At 70.8% G+C, this 21,003-nt stretch carries 20 protein-coding genes; 15 read left to right on the plus strand and 5 right to left on the minus strand.

Translation table 11 applies throughout. The features are described from left to right. The first annotated feature begins 4 nt into the window (after positions 1-4). Genes pepN through NAG42_RS33270 form a run of 6 tightly spaced genes read left to right on the plus strand, consistent with a single transcriptional unit; the run spans position 5 to position 5,532 of the window. On the plus strand, positions 5-2,509 hold the full coding sequence (gene pepN, locus NAG42_RS33245) for an aminopeptidase N (RefSeq protein ID WP_250035922.1): 2,505 nt from the start codon (positions 5-7) through the stop codon (positions 2,507-2,509). Continuing rightward, the gene (gene nadD, locus NAG42_RS33250; RefSeq protein ID WP_284046256.1) at positions 2,509-3,114 is read left to right on the plus strand and encodes a nicotinate-nucleotide adenylyltransferase; all 606 of its coding nucleotides are present in this window, start codon (positions 2,509-2,511) and stop codon (positions 3,112-3,114) included. The genes pepN and nadD overlap by 1 nt, the downstream gene beginning before the upstream one ends. 38 nt (positions 3,115-3,152) lie before the next feature. After that, entirely contained in the window at positions 3,153-3,542 is a 390-nt protein-coding gene (gene rsfS / locus NAG42_RS33255; RefSeq protein ID WP_250035923.1) for a ribosome silencing factor, read from the plus strand. Further along, on the plus strand, positions 3,539-4,168 hold the full coding sequence (locus tag NAG42_RS33260) for a histidine phosphatase family protein (RefSeq protein ID WP_250035925.1): 630 nt from the start codon (positions 3,539-3,541) through the stop codon (positions 4,166-4,168). Before rsfS ends, NAG42_RS33260 begins: the two co-directional genes overlap by 4 nt. A gap of 41 nt (positions 4,169-4,209) precedes the next feature. Further along, the gene (locus tag NAG42_RS33265; RefSeq protein WP_250035927.1) at positions 4,210-4,623 is read left to right on the plus strand and encodes a hypothetical protein; all 414 of its coding nucleotides are present in this window, start codon (positions 4,210-4,212) and stop codon (positions 4,621-4,623) included. Between the two features lie 60 nt (positions 4,624-4,683). Further along, the gene (locus NAG42_RS33270; RefSeq protein ID WP_250035929.1) at positions 4,684-5,532 is read left to right on the plus strand and encodes a DegV family protein; all 849 of its coding nucleotides are present in this window, start codon (positions 4,684-4,686) and stop codon (positions 5,530-5,532) included. Between the two features lie 56 nt (positions 5,533-5,588). Here the strand turns inward: NAG42_RS33270 and NAG42_RS33275 are convergent, their stop codons facing one another. Both NAG42_RS33275 and NAG42_RS33280 read right to left on the minus strand, forming a co-directional pair. Further along, positions 5,589-6,608, minus strand: a complete 1,020-nt coding sequence (locus tag NAG42_RS33275; protein WP_250035930.1) for a DUF1444 domain-containing protein — start codon at positions 6,606-6,608, stop codon at positions 5,589-5,591. A gap of 17 nt (positions 6,609-6,625) precedes the next feature. Further along, positions 6,626-7,450, minus strand: a complete 825-nt coding sequence (locus NAG42_RS33280) for a putative protein N(5)-glutamine methyltransferase (protein WP_250035931.1) — start codon at positions 7,448-7,450, stop codon at positions 6,626-6,628. 925 nt (positions 7,451-8,375) lie between these two features. On the opposite strand from NAG42_RS33280, the gene NAG42_RS33285 reads away from it, so the two are divergent. The 5 genes from NAG42_RS33285 (at position 8,376) to NAG42_RS33305 (ending at position 14,813) form a co-directional block, all read left to right on the plus strand. After that, complete coding sequence (locus NAG42_RS33285; protein WP_438872490.1) at positions 8,376-9,272, plus strand: ComEA family DNA-binding protein; 897 nt, start codon at positions 8,376-8,378, stop codon at positions 9,270-9,272. Positions 9,273-9,696: 424 nt separating this feature from the next. Next, complete coding sequence (locus tag NAG42_RS33290) at positions 9,697-12,231, plus strand: ComEC/Rec2 family competence protein (protein ID WP_438872491.1); 2,535 nt, start codon at positions 9,697-9,699, stop codon at positions 12,229-12,231. Positions 12,232-12,246: 15 nt separating this feature from the next. Next, positions 12,247-12,786, plus strand: coding sequence for a GNAT family N-acetyltransferase (locus NAG42_RS33295; protein WP_250035932.1), 540 nt, complete (start codon positions 12,247-12,249; stop codon positions 12,784-12,786). A 306-nt stretch (positions 12,787-13,092) separates the two neighbouring features. Then, positions 13,093-14,076, plus strand: a complete 984-nt coding sequence (gene holA, locus NAG42_RS33300) for a DNA polymerase III subunit delta (RefSeq protein ID WP_250035933.1) — start codon at positions 13,093-13,095, stop codon at positions 14,074-14,076. A gap of 185 nt (positions 14,077-14,261) precedes the next feature. Then, positions 14,262-14,813 (plus strand): hypothetical protein, encoded by a 552-nt coding sequence (locus tag NAG42_RS33305; protein WP_250035935.1) that lies wholly within the window; start codon positions 14,262-14,264, stop codon positions 14,811-14,813. 3 nt (positions 14,814-14,816) lie between these two features. Here the strand turns inward: NAG42_RS33305 and NAG42_RS33310 are convergent, their stop codons facing one another. From NAG42_RS33310 to NAG42_RS33320, 3 genes are all read right to left on the minus strand, one after another. Beyond that, positions 14,817-15,062 (minus strand): hypothetical protein, encoded by a 246-nt coding sequence (locus NAG42_RS33310; RefSeq protein ID WP_250035936.1) that lies wholly within the window; start codon positions 15,060-15,062, stop codon positions 14,817-14,819. A 104-nt stretch (positions 15,063-15,166) separates the two neighbouring features. Further along, positions 15,167-15,433 carry a 30S ribosomal protein S20 gene (gene rpsT / locus NAG42_RS33315; RefSeq protein WP_250009153.1) on the minus strand — a complete coding sequence of 89 codons (267 nt, stop codon included), beginning with the start codon at positions 15,431-15,433 and terminating at the stop codon, positions 15,167-15,169. 158 nt (positions 15,434-15,591) lie between these two features. Next, positions 15,592-16,569 (minus strand): phosphotransferase family protein, encoded by a 978-nt coding sequence (locus NAG42_RS33320; RefSeq protein ID WP_284046257.1) that lies wholly within the window; start codon positions 16,567-16,569, stop codon positions 15,592-15,594. Between the two features lie 46 nt (positions 16,570-16,615). Between NAG42_RS33320 and NAG42_RS33325 the strand changes: the two genes are divergently transcribed. The 4 genes from NAG42_RS33325 to NAG42_RS33340 all read left to right on the plus strand — a co-directional run bounded on the left by NAG42_RS33325 (position 16,616) and on the right by NAG42_RS33340 (position 20,421). Continuing rightward, positions 16,616-17,149 (plus strand): DUF4240 domain-containing protein, encoded by a 534-nt coding sequence (locus NAG42_RS33325; protein WP_250035938.1) that lies wholly within the window; start codon positions 16,616-16,618, stop codon positions 17,147-17,149. A 150-nt stretch (positions 17,150-17,299) separates the two neighbouring features. After that, positions 17,300-18,025, plus strand: a complete 726-nt coding sequence (locus NAG42_RS33330; protein ID WP_250035939.1) for an MOSC domain-containing protein — start codon at positions 17,300-17,302, stop codon at positions 18,023-18,025. A gap of 159 nt (positions 18,026-18,184) precedes the next feature. Beyond that, positions 18,185-20,065: a translation elongation factor 4 gene (gene lepA / locus NAG42_RS33335; protein ID WP_250035940.1), complete on the plus strand. Its 1,881-nt coding sequence runs from the start codon at positions 18,185-18,187 to the stop codon at positions 20,063-20,065. An 80-nt stretch (positions 20,066-20,145) separates the two neighbouring features. Continuing rightward, on the plus strand, positions 20,146-20,421 hold the full coding sequence (locus tag NAG42_RS33340) for a GlsB/YeaQ/YmgE family stress response membrane protein (protein WP_250035941.1): 276 nt from the start codon (positions 20,146-20,148) through the stop codon (positions 20,419-20,421). Positions 20,422-21,003: the final 582 nt, after the last annotated feature.

A 21,003-nucleotide genomic window follows, 5' to 3' on the forward strand; every position in this document is an offset into this window, starting at 1 on the left:
TCGGATGCCGAGCCTGACCCGCGCCGAGGCTACCGCCCGGGCCGCCACCGTCGATGTCCGCGAATACGAGGTCCACCTCGACCTCACCGCCGAAGGCGACACCTTCGGATCCCGAACGGTGGTGCGTTTCGACGCGCGGGAGGGCGCCTCGACGTTCCTCGAGTTCGAGCCCGAGAGCGTCGCCACGATGACGCTGAACGGCTCGCCGCTGCCCGGCTCGGCGCTGGCCGACGGCCGGCTCCGGCTGACCGGGCTCGCCGCCACCAACGAGCTCGCCGTCGAGGCCGTCATGCGGTATTCGAACACCGGCGAGGGCCTGCACAAGTACGTCGACCCGGCGGACGGCTCGATCTACATCTACCAGCACATGTTCATCAACAACGCGGGCCGGATCCTGCCCGCCTTCGACCAGCCCGACCTCAAGGCGTCGTTCCGGATCGACGTGACCGCACCGGCGAGCTGGCGGGTGGCGGCCAACGGACCGCTGCTGTCCGGGGAGAACGGACGCTGGGAGTTCGCGGCCACCAAGCCGATCTCGACGTATCTCTGCTCGCTCATCGCCGGGCCGTACCACGAGGTCACCGACTCGCACGACGGCATCCCGCTGGCTCTCTACGCCCGGGCCGCGCTGGCCGGGGCGCTCGACGCCGAGGCGGCCGAGATCTTCGAGATCACCAAGCAGTGCCTCGACCGTTACCACGAGATCTTCGACATCCGGTACCCGTTCGGGCACTACCAGCAGGCCTTCGCCCCCGAGTTCAACTTCGGCGCGATGGAGTATCCCGGCCTGGTGGTCTTCCGCGACGAGTTCATCTACCGGTCCGCGGTCACCGAGAGCGACCGCGAGCACCGGGCCAATGTGATCGCCCACGAGATGGCCCACATGTGGTTCGGCGACCTGGTGACCATGGCCTGGTGGGACGACCTGTGGCTGAACGAGTCGTTCGCGGAGTACATGGGCACCCGCATCACCGCCGAGGCGACCCGTTTCCCGGGCACGTGGACGACGTTCGCGATGCAGCGCAAATCCTGGGGCCTGCGCGCCGACCAGCACCCGTCGACCCACCCGGTGGCGCCGGCCGAGGTCACCGACACCGATCAGGCGCTGCTCAATTTCGACGGCATCTCGTACGCCAAGGGCGCGGCCGTGCTCAAGCAGCTGGTCGCCTTCGTCGGGGAGGAGGGGTTCCGGGCCGGGGTGAACGCGTACTTCGCGGAGCACGCCTACGGCAACGCCACCCTGGCCGACCTGCTCGGGGCGCTGGCCAAGGCGAGCGGGCGCGACCTCGACGACTGGGCCGAGGTCTGGCTCCGGCGGGCCCAGGTCAACACGCTGCAGACCGAGGTGACAGTCGCCGGCGGCGCCTACTCCTCGGTCGTCGTGCGGCAGAGCGCCCCCGCCGACTACCCCACGCTGCGCCCGCACCGGCTGGGCATCGGCCTCTGGGACCGCGACGCCGACGGCACCGTCAAGCGTCGCAAGCTGGTCGAGGTCGACGTGGAGGCGGCCGAGCGCACCGAGGTGCCCGAGCTCGCCGGTGAGCCCGTGGCCGAACTGCTGCTGCTCAACGACGGCGACCTCACGTACGCGAAGATCCGCCTCGACGACGAGTCGGCCGCCGCCGTGCCCGCCGTGCTGCCGGTGATGGGCGATTCGCTGGCCCGCGCCGTGCTCTGGGCGGCCACGCTCGACGCGGTCGTCGACGGTGAGCGCCCGGTCGCCGAGCTGGTCACCCTCGTGCTCGCCGCGCTGCCGGTGGAGACCGAGGTCGTGATCGTCGAGGACGTGCTGCGGGCCACCCGTGGCCTGGTCGACCGCTATGCCACGCCGGAGACCCGCCCGGCCGCCCTCGACCTGGTCGCCCAGGCCGCCGACCGCCTGCTCGCCGCGGCCGAGCCGGGCGGGTCACGCCAGCTGGCCGCCGCCCGCGGCCTGATCAGCGCCACCGTCGACACCGGCCGCCTGACCGGCTGGCTGGACGGCCGCGACGCCCCCGAGGGCCTGGCCGTCGACGCCGACCTGCGCTGGCTGATCGTCTATCGCCTGGCCGTGCTCGGCGCGGCCGGCACCGACGTGATCGACGCCGAGTTCGAGCGGGACCGCAGCGCCACCGGCGAGCAGTGGGCCGCCCGCTGCCGGGCTGCCCGCCCCGACCCCGAGGCGAAGGCGGCCGCCTGGGCCGCGATCATCGGCGACGCCAAGCTCTCCAACCGGCTGGTCGAGCTGACCGCCGCCGGGTTCTGGCAGGCCGAGCAGCTCGACCTGGTCCGTGACTACGTGCCCCGCTACTTCGCCGAGATGCCGGCGATGATGCGGATGCGCAGCGGCATGAGCGCGGAGCGCACCGCCGGCGCGGCCTACCCGAGCCTGGTCGTCGAGCAGCGGACCCGCGACCTCGCGGCCGAGCTGCTGGCCGACCCGGGCCTGGACCCGCTTCTGCGGCGGGTGGTGCTCGACGCCGACGACGACCTCCGGCGGGCTCTGGCCGCCCGCCCTATTCTTTCCTGATGTCAGCTCGGCGAATCGGGATCATGGGCGGGACGTTCGACCCGATCCACCACGGCCACCTCGTCGCGGCCAGTGAGGTGCAGGCGCGCTTCAACCTCGACGAGGTGGTCTTCGTACCCACCGGTCAGCCGTACGAGAAGGGGCGTGTCTCGCCGGCCGAGGACCGCTACCTGATGACGGTCATCGCGACCGCGTCCAACCCGGGCTTCCACGTCAGCCGGGCCGACGTCGACCGTGACGGCCCCACCTACACCATCGACACCCTGCGGGACATGCGCGCGATCTTCGGTGGGGACGCCGAGCTGTTCTTCATCACCGGGGCGGACGCGCTCGGCCGCATCCTGAGCTGGAAGGACGCGTTCGAGATGCTGGCCCTCGCGCACTTCGTGGGGGTGACCCGGCCCGGCTTCGAGCTCACCGACGACCACCTGCCGGAGGACTCGGTCACGCTGGTCGAGGTGCCGGCCATGGCCATCTCGTCGACGAACTGCCGCGACCGGGTCGGCCGGGGCGAACCGGTGTGGTATCTCGTGCCCGACGGTGTCGTGCAATACATCAACAAGCGGGGCCTCTATCGGGGGTCGGGAAATGTCACACCGGTGTGAGACGCTTGGAGTAGTAGAAACCGACCGAGAGGATCCTCTTGCCCGTCAGCGAACGCGCCCTTGAACTGGCGATGACGGCCGCGCAGGCCGCCGCCGACAAGAAGGCGCAAGACATCGTCGTGATCGATGTCGGAGACCAGCTCTACATCACCGATGCTTTCGTGATCGCCTCCGCGTCCAACGAGCGCCAGGTCGCCGCGATCGTCGACGCCGTCGAGGAGGCACTGCTCAACCTCCCGGAGAAGGCCAAGCCCGTGCGCCGCGAGGGCGAGCGTCAGGGGCGGTGGGTGCTCCTCGACTACGTCGACATCGTCATCCACATCCAGCACGCCGAGGAGCGCGAGTTCTACGCCCTCGACAAACTGTGGAAGGACTGCCCGACGGTCCCGTTCGTCGATCGCGACCTGGCCGACGCCGAAGCGTCGTGACCAGGCTCATCGTCTGGCGCCACGGCAACACCGACTGGAACGCGGGTCACCGCGTCCAGGGGCAGACCGACGTGGCGCTCAACGACCTCGGCCGTCAGCAGGCCGTCGACGCCGCCGAGCTCCTGGTCAAGTTCAAGCCCGACGCCATCGTCGCCAGCGACCTGCGGCGGGCGGCCGACACCGCGGCGGCGCTGGCCGCGCTGACCGGCTTGTCGATCGGCTACGACAAGCGGTTGCGCGAGCGCTACTTCGGCGCCTGGCAGGGCCTGACCATGACCCAGGTGGCGCAGAACCTGCCCGATCAGCACGCCCGCTGGTCGGCCGGCCAGGAGGTCGGCGGTGACGTCGAAACCCTCGACGAGCTGGGCCGGCGCGTGTCCGACGCACTGCTCGACGCGGCCGCCCTGGCCCCGCCCGGCGGCACGGTCGTGGTGGCGACCCACGGCGCCGCCGCCCGCCAGGGCGTCGGGCACCTGCTCGGCTGGCCGATCGAGCAGCTGCGCACCCTGCGCGCCCTGCAGAACTGTCACTGGGTCGAGCTGACCCACGACGACAAGCGGGGCTGGCAGGTCGCGGCCTACAACGTCGGTCCCTTCAGCGAACGCCCGGTGCCGCCGCCCGTCTGATCACCGGGGAACCGCTGATGATCCGGTAGCGTCCAAGCATCATGGTGACTCGGACCGTTCCCGCCCTCCTGCTCCTCCTGCTCGCCGCCGGCTGCGCCAACGCGGCCGACACCGGCGCGGCGCCGGCGCCGGTGACTTCCCCCTCCGCCTCGGACGTGGTCGACCTGCCCGTGCCCACCGCCAAGACCAGCGGACCCACCGGTGAGCCGTCGGCCGGGCGCCCGGTGGCCGGCGGTCAGACGATCACCGGCACGGTGACCGCCGGGGTGGAGCCCAACTGTGTGCTCCTGGCCGACAGCACCGGCTCGCACCTGCTGATCTTCGATGACCCGGCCATGCGGGCCGAGGCCGCCGTGGGCAGCAAGGTCACGATCAGCGGCAAGTCCCAGCCCGGCATGATGTCCACCTGCCAGCAGGGTGTGCCGTTCATCGTGGTGTCGGTCGAGAAGGGCTGATCGGCCCGGTTGACACGGGCTGACTCGGCCGGGCCGGTGCCGATCGGCTACCGTGCCCGCATGCCCGTCGCGGTTGTCACCGACTCCACCGCGTACCTGCCCGCCGAACTCAGCGGCTCGTATGAGCTGACCGTCGTGCCCCTGACCGTGGTCATCAACGGCCGTGACGGACTCGAGGGGCTCGAGATCCAGCCGGCCGAGGTCGCCCGCGCGCTCGGCGGGCGCCGCACGGCGGTCAGCACGTCACGGCCGGCGCCGTCCCAGTTCGCGGCGGCCTATCGGGAGCTGCTCGACGCCGGCGCCGACGGCATCGTCTCGATCCACCTGTCGGCCAAGCTCTCCGGCACCTTCGAGGCGGCGACGATGGCCGCGGCCGAGATCGGTTCCCGGGTCGAGGTGGTCGACAGCGGCACGACCGGCATGGGCCTGGGGTTCGCCGCCCTCGCGGCCGCCGCGGCGTCGCGGGCGGGTCAAGACCTCGATTCCGTACGGCGGGTGACGGTCCAGCACGCGTCGCAGGTGAGCACGTTGTTCTACGTCGACACGCTCGAGTTCCTGCGCCGGGGCGGACGGATCGGGGCGGCTCAGGCGCTGCTCGGCACCGCGTTGGCGGTCAAGCCGATCCTGCACATGGCGGACGGCACCATCGTCGTCAAGGACAAGGTGCGGACGGCCGGACGGGCGCTGGCCAAGCTGGTGGATCTCGCGGTCGAGGCGTCGGGCGAGGGCGAGGTGGACATCGCCGTGCACCACCTGGAGGAGCCGGACCGGGCGGCGGCGCTGGCCGACGCGGTGGCGATGCGGCTGGGGGACCGGCTGCGGGACTGCTACATCACCGAGATCGGGGCGGTGGTCGCGGCGCATGTGGGGCCGGGGCTGGCCGGGGTCGTCGTGCATCGGCGCGCTTAGATTCGGCCTGGTTGGCCGCCGGCTTGGTGCTTGCGGCGTTGTCGGCTGCGGCGTTGTCAGCTGCGGCGCCATCTGATCGGGTTGAGGCCGCCGACCGGCTCGAGGCGGGGAGCCAGCTCGCGCCACGGGATCGTGCGGTCGCCGATCCGCACCTCGTCGGCTGTGGGCAGCAGAGACTTCTCGTCCCAGTCGGCCCGGGTGTGCCAGCCCGTCTCGTCGTCGCCGACCAGGTCGAGCTCGGCGGCGGGTTCGGTCAGGTGGATCGCCTGACGCGCGTACTCCTGGACGGCGAGAATCGCGCCGGCGCGCTGGACGACGTGGTGCAGGGGATGCCCGGGCGCGGCGATGTAGGGAACTGTGCAGCCCTCGGCGTCACTGACGTAGGCCATCGGGGTGATGGGCCGGGGCGACCGCGCATAGAGCTCCTCGGCCTGGGCGAAGAGGGCCGGCAGGTGCGGGCTGGTGGTGGAGGCGATCAGCAGGGTGCCGCGCTCGGGGGCGAAGGCCATCGGGGGACCGTCGACCTGAGGTGCGAGACGTTCCAGCCAGTGCGCGAGGAGCAGATGGGAGGTCCAGTAGGCGTCGCCGTTGTCGACGAAGCGGACAACCGCGGTGGGGGCGCTCTTCAGGGTGGCGCCCTCGAGGTTGGCGCGGGCCGCGGTGAAGACGTCGTCCGGGCGTACGTCCCAGGTCTTGATCTGCTCGTCGGTCACATAGGTCATGGCTTCCGGGTGATCGATGACGACGTACTCGAAGAGATAGGGAAAGGCTGGGCGCCGCAGTGGGGCGCCGGGCGTGGCCCCTCGGAGGACCGGGCGAAGCAGTGGTTTCGCCTGCTGCCAGGTCGGCGGCACCGGATTGGCGATCAGACCGGAGACGTACGCCTTGATCTGCTTGCGGCCCATGCCGGTGAGCGGAGCGAGATCGACGATCTCCGGTTCCTGGCGGACACTCGGTGCAAAACGGACTTGGAAGGTGCGGGCGTCGTAGCGCACGACTTTGAAGCCGGACTTGCGCAGTCGCCGGACCACCTGGGTGGCCAGTCTGACCCGCGCGAACCTTCGCAGCAGGCCCACCCGAACGCCTCTTTCCTCTAGAGCTTCCTGGCCCGGACCACTCGGGCATCGAGATCTTCGTCGTAGATCACGTCGCCGTCCAGACCCGAATCGCGGATGGCGTCGAGTGCGGGCCGTTCCTGGGCCTCGGTGATCTCGGAGAGCAGGATGCCGGTTTCGGAGAGCCACATGGGAGCGCTCCCGACTACGCGGCGAAAGATATCAAGGCCGTCGGGGCCACCGTCGAGGGCCAGGCGGGGCTCGTGGTCGCGGGCCTCGGCGGGGAGGAGGGGGAGGTGGGGGGTCGCGACGTAGGGGACGTTGGCCAGCAGGACGTCGACACGGGCGCGGAGCTTGGCCGGGAGGGGCTCGTAGAGGTCGCCCTCGTGGACGTGGGAGATGCCGTTGTCGCGGGCGCAGGCGGTGGCGGTGGGGTCGAGGTCGGCGGCGTGCAGGTGGATGCCGGGGGTGCGGTGGCGAACGGCCAGGCCCAGGGCGCCGGAGCCGCAGCACAGGTCGAGCACGACGGGGTGGGCTTCGGCTGCGTTCATGGGCCGGGCTTCGTTGACGTGCCGGGCTTCGTTGACGTGCCGGGCGGCCACGTCGACGAGGAGTTGGCTGCGGACTCGGGGGACAAAAACACCGGGCCTGAGACGTACGCGGATGCCGGCGAAATCGGCGTGGCCGACCACCTGCTCGAGGGGTTCGCCCTGGGCGCGGCGCTTCACCAAGACCTCCAGCGCGGCGTCGTCGGCGGCGGCCGCGCTCAGGATGGCGGCTTCCTCCTCGGCGAAGACGCAGCCGGCCGCGCGCAGTGCCGTGATGGCCGTGGCCAGCGCGTTCTCCGTGATCGTCACACTCATCCCATATCACCGGTCAGCCGGGTCGCTGAAGTTATCCACAATGCACCGCTGTCCACAAGGGGCGGGGCGCGGGGGCGCCGCCGTCCCTAACGTGCGGGGCGTGCGAGAGCGGAAGCCCCCCGACGACGCCGCGGCCCAGAGGCTGCGGTCGGTGCTGGCTGGTCCGATTGGCGACCGGCCGGCCCCGTCCCCATCTTTGCCGACCCGCACCACCCTGCCTTCGCCCTCCTCGGCCACCAGCAACGGCTTGTCGACTGCCCCCGGCCCGTCCTTCGGCGCCCACGGCAAGCCGGTCAGCGCCGCCCCTCCGGCCGCTGGGCTGGCCGACCTGGCCGAGGTGGGGGATCCGCTGGAGTGGTCCGACATCATCCCGGCGTGGCCCGACGACGTGGACCTGGAGGCGGCGCCCAGCGCCGTGTTTCACCCGTCCCAGCGAGTCACGCCTCCACACTCTGCTGAGCCGGGCAGCCGGCCTGCTCCGCCGCCGACCAGTTACCGGCCGGGGACGCCTTGGTCCACGCCGCCGGCTTCGCATGATCGGCCAGCCCGTCCCGCCGACCCGCCGCCGCCGACAGAGCCGATGACCATCTTGACGGCGACAACACCGCCCGCGGCTGCTGAATCCGTCGCCTCGGGACCCACCGCACCGCCCGACGTCGGCCCGATTCTCCCGCGGCCGGGGCCTGACCCGGCATCGCCGTGGCCGAGGCCTAGCTCGTTGTCTTCGCCGCCCGGGCCTGGTTCGGTTTTCCCGCCGCCGGGGACCGGTTCGATTCCCCCGCCGCCGGGGTCCGGCTCGGGCTTCCCGCCGTTCGGGGGTGGCTCGGTCTCTCCACCGCCGACTGTCGTTGCTGTGCGGTCGCCCACCGGCGCCCATCCGGTCCTGCCCGATGGTGATCTTCAGACGTCTCATTTTGGTGACTTGATGCCCGATTCCGAGCCCTTCCGAGCCCCGGCCGCTGCCGTTCGTCCCGCGATGCCCTCGGGGCGGTCGATGCCGCCGCCCGACTGGGTGCTGCCGGAGGCGCCTGACCATCCCGACGGTGATGCTGTGCCTGAGGAGAGCTACACGTTCGATCCGGCTGAGGAGCGCTTCGCCTTCGCCGGATCGACCGCCCCGGAGGAGCAGCCCGGCCTCACCGGGGCCGGTGCCTTCGGTGGCTCGCCGGATGGGGGTCGCCGGTTCGGGCTGGGCGCCTTCGATCCGGGGCGGCGGGGTGTGCGGGCGTTGGCTGTGGTCGCCGCGGTGGTCGTTCTGATCGCCGCGGTGCTGGCGTGGCGGGCTCGCCCGCGCGTCGACCCGGTCGCGCCGCCGCCGCTGGGCGCGGTCCCATCAGAGTCGGGTCAGGATCCGCCGGTCGTTGCTCGCGGGTCGGTGGCCACCGAAGTGGTCGTCGCCGTCGGCGGAAAGGTGCGCAAGCCCGGGCTGGTCCGGCTGGCGCCCGGAGCGCGGGTGGCCGATGCGCTGACCGCGGCGGGCGGCGCCGACGCCGGTGTCGATGTGGCCGTGCTCAACCTGGCCCGCAAGGTCGTCGACGGCGAGCTCATCATGGTCGGCGTCACGCCGCCGCCGGGAGTGGCTCTGCCGACGGGCGGTGCCGCTCCCGCGCCCGGGGCTCCCGGGGCGGGCGGCCCGGTCAACCTGAACCTGGCCACGCTCGCCGACCTCGACACGCTGCCCGGCGTGGGCCCGGTGCTGGCCCAGCGCATCCTCGACGCCCGGGAGGCCCAGGGCGGCTTCGAAGCAGTCAGCGACCTGCGCAAGGTCGACGGCATCGGCGACGCCCGCTACGACCAGCTCAAGGATCTGGTGACGGTATGAGCGCCGCGCTCCGCAGCCGCCTTGGTTGCTGCAACCGCGTCCTGGTGGCCGTGCCGCCCGGTTTTCAGCTTCGGGTTGGCCGCGCGCCGGCGCCGTGTCACCTGGTACTCACTCTGGTTGCGGCGGTCGTGTCTTGCTCGATCGTCCTGCCTGCCGGTTCTCGGCCCAGCTGTGGCGGTTCTGCTCTCGTCGCTATGCCGTCTGATGCTCACATTCGTGGCGACCGTCGTGTCTTGGGCGCCGTGTCCGCCGGGCCTCGCCTTGATCTTGGCGGTTACGTTGCGATCGCTGTGCGACCCGAGATCGAGGCTGAGCTGTGAGCAAGCCGAGATCTGGTGGGACGCGGGCGCTTGGCGACTCTGATCGGGCCGGTGACGGGACTCCTGGTTCGTCGGCGAAGCCTGTGGACAGTGCCTTGCGTGGCGTGGTCGATCTCAGGCTGGCCGGGTTCGCGGTTGCTGTGTGGCTGTCGGCGCTGGCGGCTCTCTATTTGTCCGCCCGGGCTGGGGTTCTCCTCGGCGTGGGTGCGGTGTTGATCGCGTCCGGGCTGGTGGCTCTCGGGCGGTGCCGCGCGAAGGAAATGCCGCGCCGCATGCGTGGACTTCCCGCACCTGGGCTCCCCGGCTCTGCCGCCCGCGTCGGTCTGGGCCCGAAACGCCGGGCGGATCACCGTGCTTCACTCACGGGCGCACGGGTGCACGAGGTGAGCCTGATGCCGATGCCGATGCCGATGCCGATGCCGACGCCGATGGCTGGCCGGCGCTTGGGGCGGGACATTTCGGTAACCGCTGGGGCGTGGTTGTGGGTGGTTCTTGCTGTGCTGCTCGGGGTGGGGTGTGGGGCGGTGGCTACGGCGGCTCGGGTCAGCGTGCGGGAGGATGCGGCGCTGGTCCGGCTGATCGAGGCCGGGGGTCCGGTGTGGCTGCAGATGGTCGTGCGGGACGATCCGCGGGCTTTGCGGGGATCGGTGGGGAGGCCGCCGGCGTACATCGTGGCCGTTGACCTCGAGGCGGTGCGGGCGGAGGGCGCGGCTGCACTGCGGCTGTCGGCTCGGGCCCTGGTGCTCGGCAGTGATCCGGGGTGGCGGGGGCTCCTGCCGGGGCAGCGGGTGACGGCCCGGGGCAAGTTGATGCCGCCGCGCGGTGGGGACCTGCGGGCGGTGGTGGCGTCGGTGCGAGGAGCGCCGACGGCGGTCGGGCGGCCTTCGTGGGCGCAGCGGGCGGCCGGAGTGCTGCGGACGGGGCTGCAACGGGCCTGCGAGCCGCTGCCCGATCGGCCCGGTGGTTTGCTGCCGGGGCTGGTCGTGGGCGACACGAGCCGGCTAGACCCCGCGCTGGAAGAGGACTTTCGCACGACCGGCATGACGCATTTAAACGCCGTTTCGGGAGCTAATGTCGCGATTATCCTGGGCGTGGTCCTGTTCGCCGTCCGGCGGACGCGGGCCGGACCGGTCGTCACGGCGGTGGTTTGTGCTGTGGCCCTCGCCGGGTTCGTGATTTTGGCGCGGCCGTCGCCGAGTGTCGTCCGGGCCGCCGCGATGGGAGCGATCGGGCTGCTCGGGCTGGCGTCGGGGCGTCGGCGGGCGGCCCTTCCGGCGCTTGCGGCCGGGGTGGCCGTGCTGATCGTGATCGACCCCGAGCTGGCCTCGGATGCCGGCTTCGCGCTGTCCGTGCTGGCCACCTCGGGTCTGTTGCTGCTCGCTCCGGTCTGGCGGGACGGGCTGCGCCGGCGGGGATGCCCGCCGGGGCTGGCCGAGGCGCTCGCCGTGCCGGCTGCGGCGCAGGTCGCGTGCGGACCGGTGGTGGCGGGACTGTCCGGCACGATCAGCATCGTCGCCGTGCCGGCCAACCTTCTCGCCGTCCCGGCGATCGCGCCGGCCACGCTGTTCGGTGTCACCGCGGCCGTGATGTCGCCGATCTGGCCGGCCGGTGCCGAGTTCGCCGCCTGGCTCGGGCACTGGCCGGCGCAGTGGCTGGTGCTGATCGCGACCCATGGAGCGCGCGTGCCGGCCGGAGCGCTGCCGTGGCCGGGCGGGCTCACCGGCGCTCTGCTGCTCGCGGTGATCACCATCGGGCTGCTGATCGCCACCCGTCGGCCGGGCATCCGGAAGCTGGTGACGGTGGTCGCGCTCGGCGGAGTGCTCGGCGCCCTGCCCGTCCGGTTGCTCGCCTCGGGCTGGCCGCCGCCGGGCTGGGTCGTGGTCGCCTGCGCGGTCGGGCAGGGCGATGCGATCGTGCTGCCGGCCGGCGCCGGGCGGGCCGTGGTGGTCGACGCCGGTCCCGAGCCGAACGCCGTGGATCACTGCCTGCGGCGGCTCGGGGTGCGGCAGATCGCGCTCTTCGTGGTGAGCCACTTCCACATGGATCACATCGGGGGTGTGACGGGCGTTTTCCGGGGACGGGAGGTGCACGGGGTGGTGGGGCCCGATTGGCCCGAGCCGCCGGCTGGTCGCGCGGCGGTGGCGGCCGCGGCCGGACGGGTGCCGCTGTCTGCGGTCACCGCCGGGTGGGCGTACGAGGTGGGCCGTTTGCGGTTGAGGGTGCTCGGGCCGGTGGAGCCGCTGCACGGCACGAACTCCGATCCGAACAACAACTCGCTGGTGCTGCGGGCCGAGGTGGACGGCCGGACGATTCTGCTGCCCGGCGACGCGGAGACCGAGGAACAGGAGGACATGCTCGACCACCTGGCGGCCGGGGCGGTGCGGGCCGACGTCTTGAAGGTCTCGCACCACGGATCCAGCTTTCAGTCGCCACGGTTCCTCGACGAGATCCGGCCGGCCGTGGCGTTGGTGTCGGTCGGGCTGGGCAACGACTACGGCCATCCGAACGCGTCATTGATGGCCCAGCTGGCTCGGGGCGGTGCGCGAGTTCTGCGTACGGATCAATCGGGTGACCTCGCCGCGGTGGCGAACGGCCGAGGGTTGGCCGTGGTCGCCCGCGGTGATCCGCCGGGGCCATGAGGCGACAATGCCGGGATGGAACGAGAGACGATCACAGCCGGGGGTCTCCTGCTGCGCCCGTTCGTGGAGGCCGACATTCCCTGGGTGTACGAGGTCTCGCTCGACCCGCTGGTGCGGAAGTACCTGCAGATCCCGGATCCGTACCAGCTCAGCGACGCCGAGTACTTCGTCCGGCAGATGTGTGTGGCGGGATGGGACTCGGGGGCGCGGGCGGAATTCGTCGTCGAGGCGGCTTCTCGGCCGGGGCGGCTGGGCCGGGTCGGACTGGGGCTGGACGGGGCCGGCGCGGGACAGATCGGGTACTGGATGGATCCGGTGGCCCGGGGACGCGGTGTCGCGACGGCGGCGGTGCGGGCGGTGTGCGGGTGGGCGTTCGGGCGGCTCGGGCTGGGGCTTGTGGAGTGGCGGGCCGAGGTGGGCAACGTGGCTTCGCGCCGGGTGGCCGAGAAGTCGGGCTTCACGGTCGAGGCCGTCCTGCGGCAGCGGCTCGTGCACCGCGGTGGGCGGGTGGACGCCTGGGTCGGCTCGATGCTGCCGTCCGAACTACCGGCCTGACCGTGGACCGGCTTCCGCGTGCACCCACGATGATCTGCTGTCTTCGGCGGCCTTTCGGGCGGTGGTGGGGCAGGGGCGCGCCGACACGCCCGGGTTAAGCCGTTCAGGCAGGACTTGTACCGAACGATAGGGGTTGATGCTCGATCGGGTGTCGTTATCGGGCCTGGGAGACATTCAGCCTGATCGAGTGTCGCGCGGACCTGGTGCGACATGGCTGGGCGCCGATATGTCTGCTTTCGCATTCCCTGATCCCTGAGTCTGCGCTAAGGAGTGAGGCTCGCGGAAACGTCAGCCCTTCGTGCAACGATGTTGGGCGTGAACACCGCGCCGCCCGCCCCGTTGCTGCTTGTCCAAGGCGATGAGGAGCTTCTCTCCGCCCGCGCGGTCACCGCCGCCGTTGATGCGGCCCGGGCGGCCGAGCCGGGTGCCGACGTCCGGGAGTATGAGGCGGGCGCGCTCGCCGCCGGTGAGCTCGCCGAGATGCTGAGCCCGTCGTTGTTCGGCGGGCGGCGCGTCCTGGTGATCCGCAGTGGACAGGATGCGCGAAAAGATCTGACCGCCGCTCTGCTGGGCTATGCGAAGAATCCCGATCCCGAGGTCTCGCTGATCGTCACCCACCTGGGCGGGGCCAAGGGCAAGGCGCTGGCCGACGGGCTGCGCTCAGCCGGTGCCACGGTCGTGCCGGCCGCCAAGCTCAAGGGCGATCGCGAGCGGATCGCGTTCGTGCGCGACGAGTTCCGGCGTAACGGTGGCAAGTGTGACGAGGCGGCCGCGTCCGCCCTGCTGGCGTCCGTGGGCAACGACCTGCGCGAGATCGCGGCGGCCTGCTCGCAGCTGCTGGCCGACACCGACGGCAAGATCACTGAGGCGGTCGTGGCCCGCTACTACAAGGGGCGGGCCGAGGTCAGCGGCTTCACGGTGGCCGACGCGGCGATGATCGGCGACGTGCCGGGGGCGCTCGAGGCACTGCGGTGGGCGCTGCACGTCGGTGTCGACCCGGTGCCGATCGCCGACGCGATCGCCGATGGGGTGCGCACGGTGGCGAGGGTGGCCTCGGCCGGACGTGGAAATCCGTACCAGATGGCCAGCTCACTCGGCATGCCGGCGTGGAAGATTCAGCGCGCCCAGGAGCGCAGCCGCGGCTGGACGCCCGAGGGGTTGGTCGACGCCATGCGCGCGGCCGCCGTGTGCAACGCCGCCGTCAAGGGCGGCGCGGAAGACCGGGGCTTCGCCCTCGAGCAGGCTGTCTTCGCCGTGGCCGCGGCCCGTCGCTCGGGCGGCGCGCGATGAGCCGGCCGCGCGATCTTCCGACGGCTGGTTCCGGCGTCTCTGGGCCCGGCATCTCTGGTCCCCGCATGTCTCGGCCTGGCATGTCTGAGGCCCGCATGTCTCGGCCTGGCACGTCTGAGGCTCACATGTCTGAGCCTTGGATGTCTGAGTCAGGCACGGCTGGGGCAGGCATGTCGGGGTCTCGGATGTCTGAGCCTCGAATCGGTGTGCCTCGGACGGCTGCACCGCCGATGGTCGGGCACCGGCCGCTCTACGCCCGCATGCTGCGGCTGAAGTTTCTGACGCCGAGCGGGTTTCTCTGCTTCGTGTTCCTCGAGGGTGCGATCGCGCTCGGCATCCTGCTCGCCCTGGCGGAGCTGGTGAGCTGGTGGGGCGTACTGGTGCTGCCGGCCACCGTCGCCATCATGGTCAAGCTCAACGACGTGATCGCCGGTTCGCTGACGCCGCCGGCCCCCGCCTCGAGCGCCGGTCTGGGCGCGGCGGCGCGCTCAGCGGGCGCGGCTGCTGCGGGTGCGGGTACGGGTGCGTTCGTGGAACACACGTCGGCCCTGCGGCCCGCTGCGATGACGCGTGATGCTCATGACGCCAGGACCTCCGCCCGCGCGGGGGAGGAGACCACCCGCCTGCCCGGCGTGATCGACCGTGACCATGGCGGCCCGATCCTGCGTCCGTGGGCGGAGCGGGCCGAGGCTCAGCAGCAGTGGATCCGCCAGTCGGCCACGCGCCGGTACGAATAGGCGTCACTGCCGCTCGTCGAGCCGGTGGGCGTCGGCTGAGGTCAGGGTCAGCCCGTACACGGCCTTGAGCTGATCGATCTTGGCGATGGTCTGTGGTGTGAACGGCGCCCTGCCCTCGAAGGCGTGCAGGGTGATGCCCTCCAGCAGCTCGCCGAGCGACAAGTCGAGGTATTCCGCCAGACCCTTGAGCACCTTCAGGGTGTTGCGTTCGAGACGCACCCCGGTCTGCGTCCGCTCAATGTTTACCACGGTACCAAGGTAACATCGGCGGCAAAAGGCACCGGGCACCGTGGTGGACGCGAGGTCCAACGGTGCCCGGAGTGCAGCCTTCTACAGGTGCGACCCGCTGAGAATCAGGCGGACAGCGCGCCGACGCGCTTGGCGATGGCCGACTTGCGGTTCGCCGCCTGGTTCTTGTGGATGACGCCCTTGCTCACGGCCTTGTCCAGCTGACGAGAGGCGTCACGCAGCAGCGTCGTCGCGGTCTGCGTGTCGCCGGCCTCGCTCGCCTCATTGAGCTTGCGGATCACGGTCTTCAGCGACGACTTGACCGACTTGTTGCGCAGCCGGGCCTTCTCGTTCTGCCGGTTGCGCTTGATCTGGGACTTGATGTTCGCCACGCGACAGCCTTGTCCTGACTAGGTGTTCGGAAACGGTCTCAGCGGGATGGTCACCGTTGTCAACAGCACCAGCGGAAAGCCGGAAACAGCCGACAGCAGCGCGTCACCACACGCGATGAACCAGACTACCAGTGACCCGGCGAGCCGCCAAAACGCCCTCACCAGCCCCGGCGGTCGGCCAGCCAGGCCAGTGCCTGCTCGCCGCTGAAACGCTGATGCTGCCGGCTGTGCGGGGAGGCGCTGCTCGGCCCGCCGTCCGCCCGCGTCAGCCAATAGCCGGCCAGCGCGGCCAGCGCCCCGTCGACTCCCTCGGCGGGGGCGTCCCAGTCCGAGAGGTACGCGTCCGCGTCGAGCCCGCTGGCGAACGCGGTGACCAGCAACGTCACCGTGTCGAACCACGGGGTGCCCAGGCACGGCCAGGTCCAGTCGCAGAGGTGGGCGCGGCCGGAGCCGTCGATCAGGACGTTGTCGATACGCAGGTCACCGTGCATGAGGGCGCGGCCGGCGACCAGGCCGGGCAACTCCTGCTCCAGGCGGGCCAGATGGGCGAGCCGAGCCGGTGCGACCGTGCCGTGCGCCGTACGGGGCATGGATTCCCGGCCGGCGGCGACCTCCGACCACCACGACATCTCGTTGCGCAGGATGTCAGCGAGAGGCGGCACACCGGCCTCCAGCAGTTCGGCGTCCGGGGTGCTCAGGGCCTCCGCGGCGGTGGCCCAGGAGGACAACGCCGCGTCCAGCTCCGGCGGTGACCAGGGCAGCGCCGGCACGTGGCCGTCGACGGGCTCCAGACACAGCACGAAGTAATCGGAGTCGATCATCGTCCAGAGCGGGCGGGGTGCGGCCACGGCGGCGGGCAGCCGGGACGTGAGGAAGGCCTCACGGGCGTACCAGTCGGCAGTGGGATCTTGAAGGGGTGCCGCCTTGACGAAGCCGGTCACGCCGGCCGATGTCGTCACGACCGCAGCGAAGGCCCTGGTGAAACCGCCGCCGGCGCTGCGCGCGGAGACGATCGGAGCGCCCAGGCGGGCTGAGATGGCCTGGCGCAGGCTGTCGGGCAGGTCGGGCCAGCCCGGTCGGACGGCGGTGGAGCCGTAGGGCACGTCGGGGAGCGAGATCGTTCGCACGAACCTCATCCTGCCCGGCCGCGTTCTGTCGTACCCGACTGGCAGGATCCTGGTCATGAGAACCGACGACTTCTGGGCGGTCATCAGCCGCGCGACAGCTGATCGGCCCGCTTCACCCGCCGACGTGGCCAAGCGTGCCGTGGCCGACCTGGCCGCCCGCGGTCCGGAGGAGATCGTGGCCTGGGGTCGCCATCTCGACAAGGTCATGGTCGCCTCCGGCACGCAGGACCTGTGGGCGGCGGCCTATCTGATCAATGGCGGCTGTTCCGAGGACGGTTTCGACAGCTTCCGGGGCTGGCTGGTCGCTCACGGGCGGGACGCGGTCGCCCGTTCGGTGAAATCGCCCGACTCACTGGCCGATGTGGCCGTCGTGCAGCAGGCGGCCGACACGGGCGCGGTGTTCGAGGCCGAGGAGGTGTTGTCCATCGCGGCCGAGGCCTATGCGCAGGCCACCGGTGAGGAGTTCCCGGCGGGAGAGCGGCCGGTCACCCGGCCCGAGGCCGCCGACCTGTGGGATTTCGACAACGAGGAGGAGATGCAGCGCCGCCTGCCCAAGTTGTCCGCGCTGTTCCTGGCCCCGCCCGAGTGATCCCCGGCGACCCGCGCCGATGATCCCAGGCTGACGCGAGAGCGGCCCACCCGCGCGGGCTCGCCGACGCGGGCCGGCCAGGAAGCGGGCCGGTCAGGAAGTGGGATTCGGGGTCGAGCCGAGGTGGACGGTTCGGCGAGACTTCAGTTCATGGAGACTGCTCACGGGGAAGTGACCTCGGTCAGCCGGAACGACGTCTACTCGTTCACCAAGCCGACGCGGGACGAGATCGTGCTGGTCGCCGGGGTGGGCATCGAGGGTGACTCGCACGCCGGGGTCAATGTGCGGCACAAGAGCCGGGTCCGGGTCGACCCGACGCAGCCGAACCTGCGTCAGGTCCACCTGATCCACCAGGAGTTGTTCGCCGACGTCGCGCGGAAGGGCTACGAGGTCCGGCCGGGCAACCTGGGCGAGAACGTGACGACGCGTGGCATCGACCTGCTCGGGCTGCCGGTCGGCACGATCCTGCGCTTCGGCCCTGCGCCCGGCGAGGCCGCAGTGCCCGACGCCGCGTCGGTCGTCGGCATGCTGACCGGGGTGCTGACGGCGGCCGAGTCGGCAACGCTCAACGAGCCGACCGCCCGGGCCACCGAGGCGGTGCGGGCCGCACTCGCCCGCGAGGCGGCAGCCGAGACGACGGCCGCCGCCGATCCGCGGCCGGCCCTCGTGGTGGCCGGGCTCCGGAACCCGTGCCAGCAGATCAACACCTTCCAGCCGGGGCTGTTGAAGGAAGTGATCGGCCACGACGAGAGCGGCGGCCTCGTCCGCAAGGGCGGCATCATGACGGTCGTACTGCGTGGCGGCACCATCCGCCCCGGCGACGCGATCACCGCCGAGCTGCCGCCGCGCCCGCACGCCGCCCTGGAACCGATCTGAGCGAGCGGCGAACAGGCAGCGAGCGGGCGGCGAGCACGGCGGCGAGCGGGGCCTGAGCGCGGGCTTGAGCGGGTGTGAGTGGGCCTTCCGCGCGGACGTGGGACGATAGAACGCGCCGGCGCTCGCCGAGCCATCGTTGATTGCGTAGAACGGAAGATCGTGCCTGGACCGCTCGACCCCGGCGTGAACGTGATCGGTGCGACCGATCCCGCTCGCATCCGCAACTTCTGCATCATCGCCCACATCGACCACGGCAAGTCGACGCTGGCCGACCGCATGCTGCAGATCACCGGGGTGGTCGACCCGCGTCAGATGCGTGCGCAGTACCTCGACCGCATGGACATCGAGCGCGAACGCGGCATCACCATCAAGTCGCAGGCCGTTCGCATGCCCTGGGAGGTGCGCGAGGGTGACCAGCAGGGTCAGTCCGCGGTCCTCAACATGATCGACACCCCCGGTCACGTCGACTTCACGTACGAGGTCTCCCGGTCGCTTGCCGCCTGTGAGGGTGCGGTCCTGCTGGTCGACGCCGCGCAGGGCATCGAGGCGCAGACCCTCGCCAACCTGTATCTGGCGATGGAGAACGACCTGCACATCATCCCGGTGCTCAACAAGATCGACCTGCCGGCCGCGCAGCCCGAGAAGTACGCCGAGGAGCTCGCGAAGCTGATCGGCTGCGATCCGGGCGACGTGCTGCGCGTCTCCGGCAAGACCGGTGAGGGCGTGCAGCACCTGCTCGACGAGATCGTCCGGCAGTTCCAGCCGCCGGTCGGCGACGCCGACGCACCCGCCCGCGCGATGATCTTCGACTCGGTCTACGACGTCTACCGGGGCGTGGTCACCTACGTCCGGGTCATCGACGGCCGCATCGAGGCGCGCGACAAGATCAAGATGATGTCCACCGGCGCCGTCCACGAGCTGCTCGAGATCGGCGTCGTCTCGCCCGAGATGGAGAAGGCCGGCGCCCTCGGGGTCGGCGAGGTGGGCTACCTGATCACCGGCGTGAAGGACGTACGCCAGTCCCGCGTCGGTGACACCGTGACCGGCAACTCCCGGCCGGCGAAGCAGGCACTCGGCGGTTACAAAGACCCCAAGCCGATGGTCTACTCCGGTCTCTACCCGATCGACGGCTCGGACTACCCGGCACTGCGCGACGCGCTGGACAAGCTCAAGCTCAACGACGCCGCGCTCACCTACGAGCCCGAGACGTCGGCCGCGCTCGGCTTCGGCTTCCGCTGCGGCTTCCTCGGCCTGCTCCACCTCGAGATCATCGGCGAGCGGCTGGAACGTGAGTTCAACCTCGACCTGATCTCCACAGCGCCCAACGTGGTCTACCGCGTCTACACCGAGGACGCCGAGGAGTACGTCGTCACCAACCCGAGCGAGTTCCCGACCGGGAAGATCGCCGAGATCCACGAGCCGATGGTGCGGGCGACGGTCCTGGTGCCGAACGAGTACGTCGGCGCCGTCATGGAACTGTGCCAAAGCCGCCGCGGCAACCTCCTCGGCATGGAGTACCTCTCGTCCGAGCGGGTCGAGCTGCGCTACATGCTGCCCATGGCCGAGATCATCTTCGACTTCTTCGACCAGCTGAAGAGCAAGACCAAGGGGTACGCCTCGCTCGACTACGAGCTCTCCGGCGAGCAGGTGGCCGACCTCGTCAAGGTCGACATCCTGCTGCACGGCGAGCCGGTCGACGCGTTCAGCGCGATCGTGCACAAGGACAAGGCGTACAACTACGGCGTCTCGATGGCCTCCAAGCTCCAGAAGCTCATCCCGCGCCAGCAGTTCGAGGTGCCGATCCAGGCGGCCATCGGCAGCCGGATCATCGCCCGCGAGACGATCCGCGCCATCCGCAAGGACGTGCTGGCCAAGTGCTACGGCGGTGACATCAGCCGTAAGCGCAAGCTGCTCGAGAAGCAGAAGGAAGGCAAGAAGCGGATGAAGATGGTCGGCCGGGTCGAGGTACCGCAGGAAGCGTTCATCGCCGCCCTGTCGACCTCTGACGCTCCGGACACCAAAGGAGCAAACAAGAAATAATTCGGTTTGGTTTTTCGGTGACTCGGGAACTCTGGGGCTCGACGGACGCAACAAAGCTTCATCCCGAGAGGAACCCCCCAATGACTGTCACCGGCATCATCGTCGCGCTCATCGTCGGTCTCATCATCGGCGCGCTGGGCCGCCTGGTCGTACCGGGCAAGCAGAACATCCCGCTCTGGCTGACCCTGGTCATCGGCGTTGTCGCCGCGCTGCTGGGCACCGTGCTGGCCCGCGCCACCGGCGTTGCCGACACCAAGGGCTTCGACTGGATCGAGCTTCTGTTCCAGGTCGTGCTGGCCGCTATCGGTGTGGCTCTGGTCGCCGGTGTCGGCGGTCGTCGTCGCGTTCACCGGTAACAACAGCGATCGATCGCTGAGTCGAAGCGCCGGACCATTGTGGTCCGGCGCTTCGCCGTTTCCAAGAATGCGCGGCGTGGAGCCGTCAAGCACAGAAACAAAGCGTGTCCTACGACTGCGGAGTGACAGCGCGGTGTCTTGATGGCCGCCGAGTCACAAGCGGCGGTGTCTTGAGGACGCAAGGTCAAGAGCGGTGGTGTCTTGAGGACGCAAGGTCAAGAGCGGCGGTGTCTTGAGGACGCAAGGTCAAGAGCGGCTGTCGTAGCGGGGTGGTGGGTGCGGACCGCAGCTCACGCCGAGGGCGCGGGTGGGCCGAGCTGGCCGCTGGCGCGTCCAGAACGCTCAGCCCACCCGCGCGACCTGAGTGAGTGGGCGGGCTCCAAAACTCCCTGCGGCCGCCTCCGCCGCGCGCGTTTTGTCCGCAGTGGGCCGGGCAGACGACAGCTCACGCATATCGCCGCCGCATCCACCGCGGCCGAGCCGCGAGTGTTGATGGTCGACGGGCGCTCGTTATGCCCCTGCTGCCGCTGCTACGGGGTCTGGCCGTAAGTGTCGGTGTTGGGCGCCGCTTGTGTGTGCTGC

The sequence above is a fragment of the Paractinoplanes maris genome, from assembly GCF_023544465.1.
GTDB lineage: Bacteria > Actinomycetota > Actinomycetes > Mycobacteriales > Micromonosporaceae > Actinoplanes > Actinoplanes maris.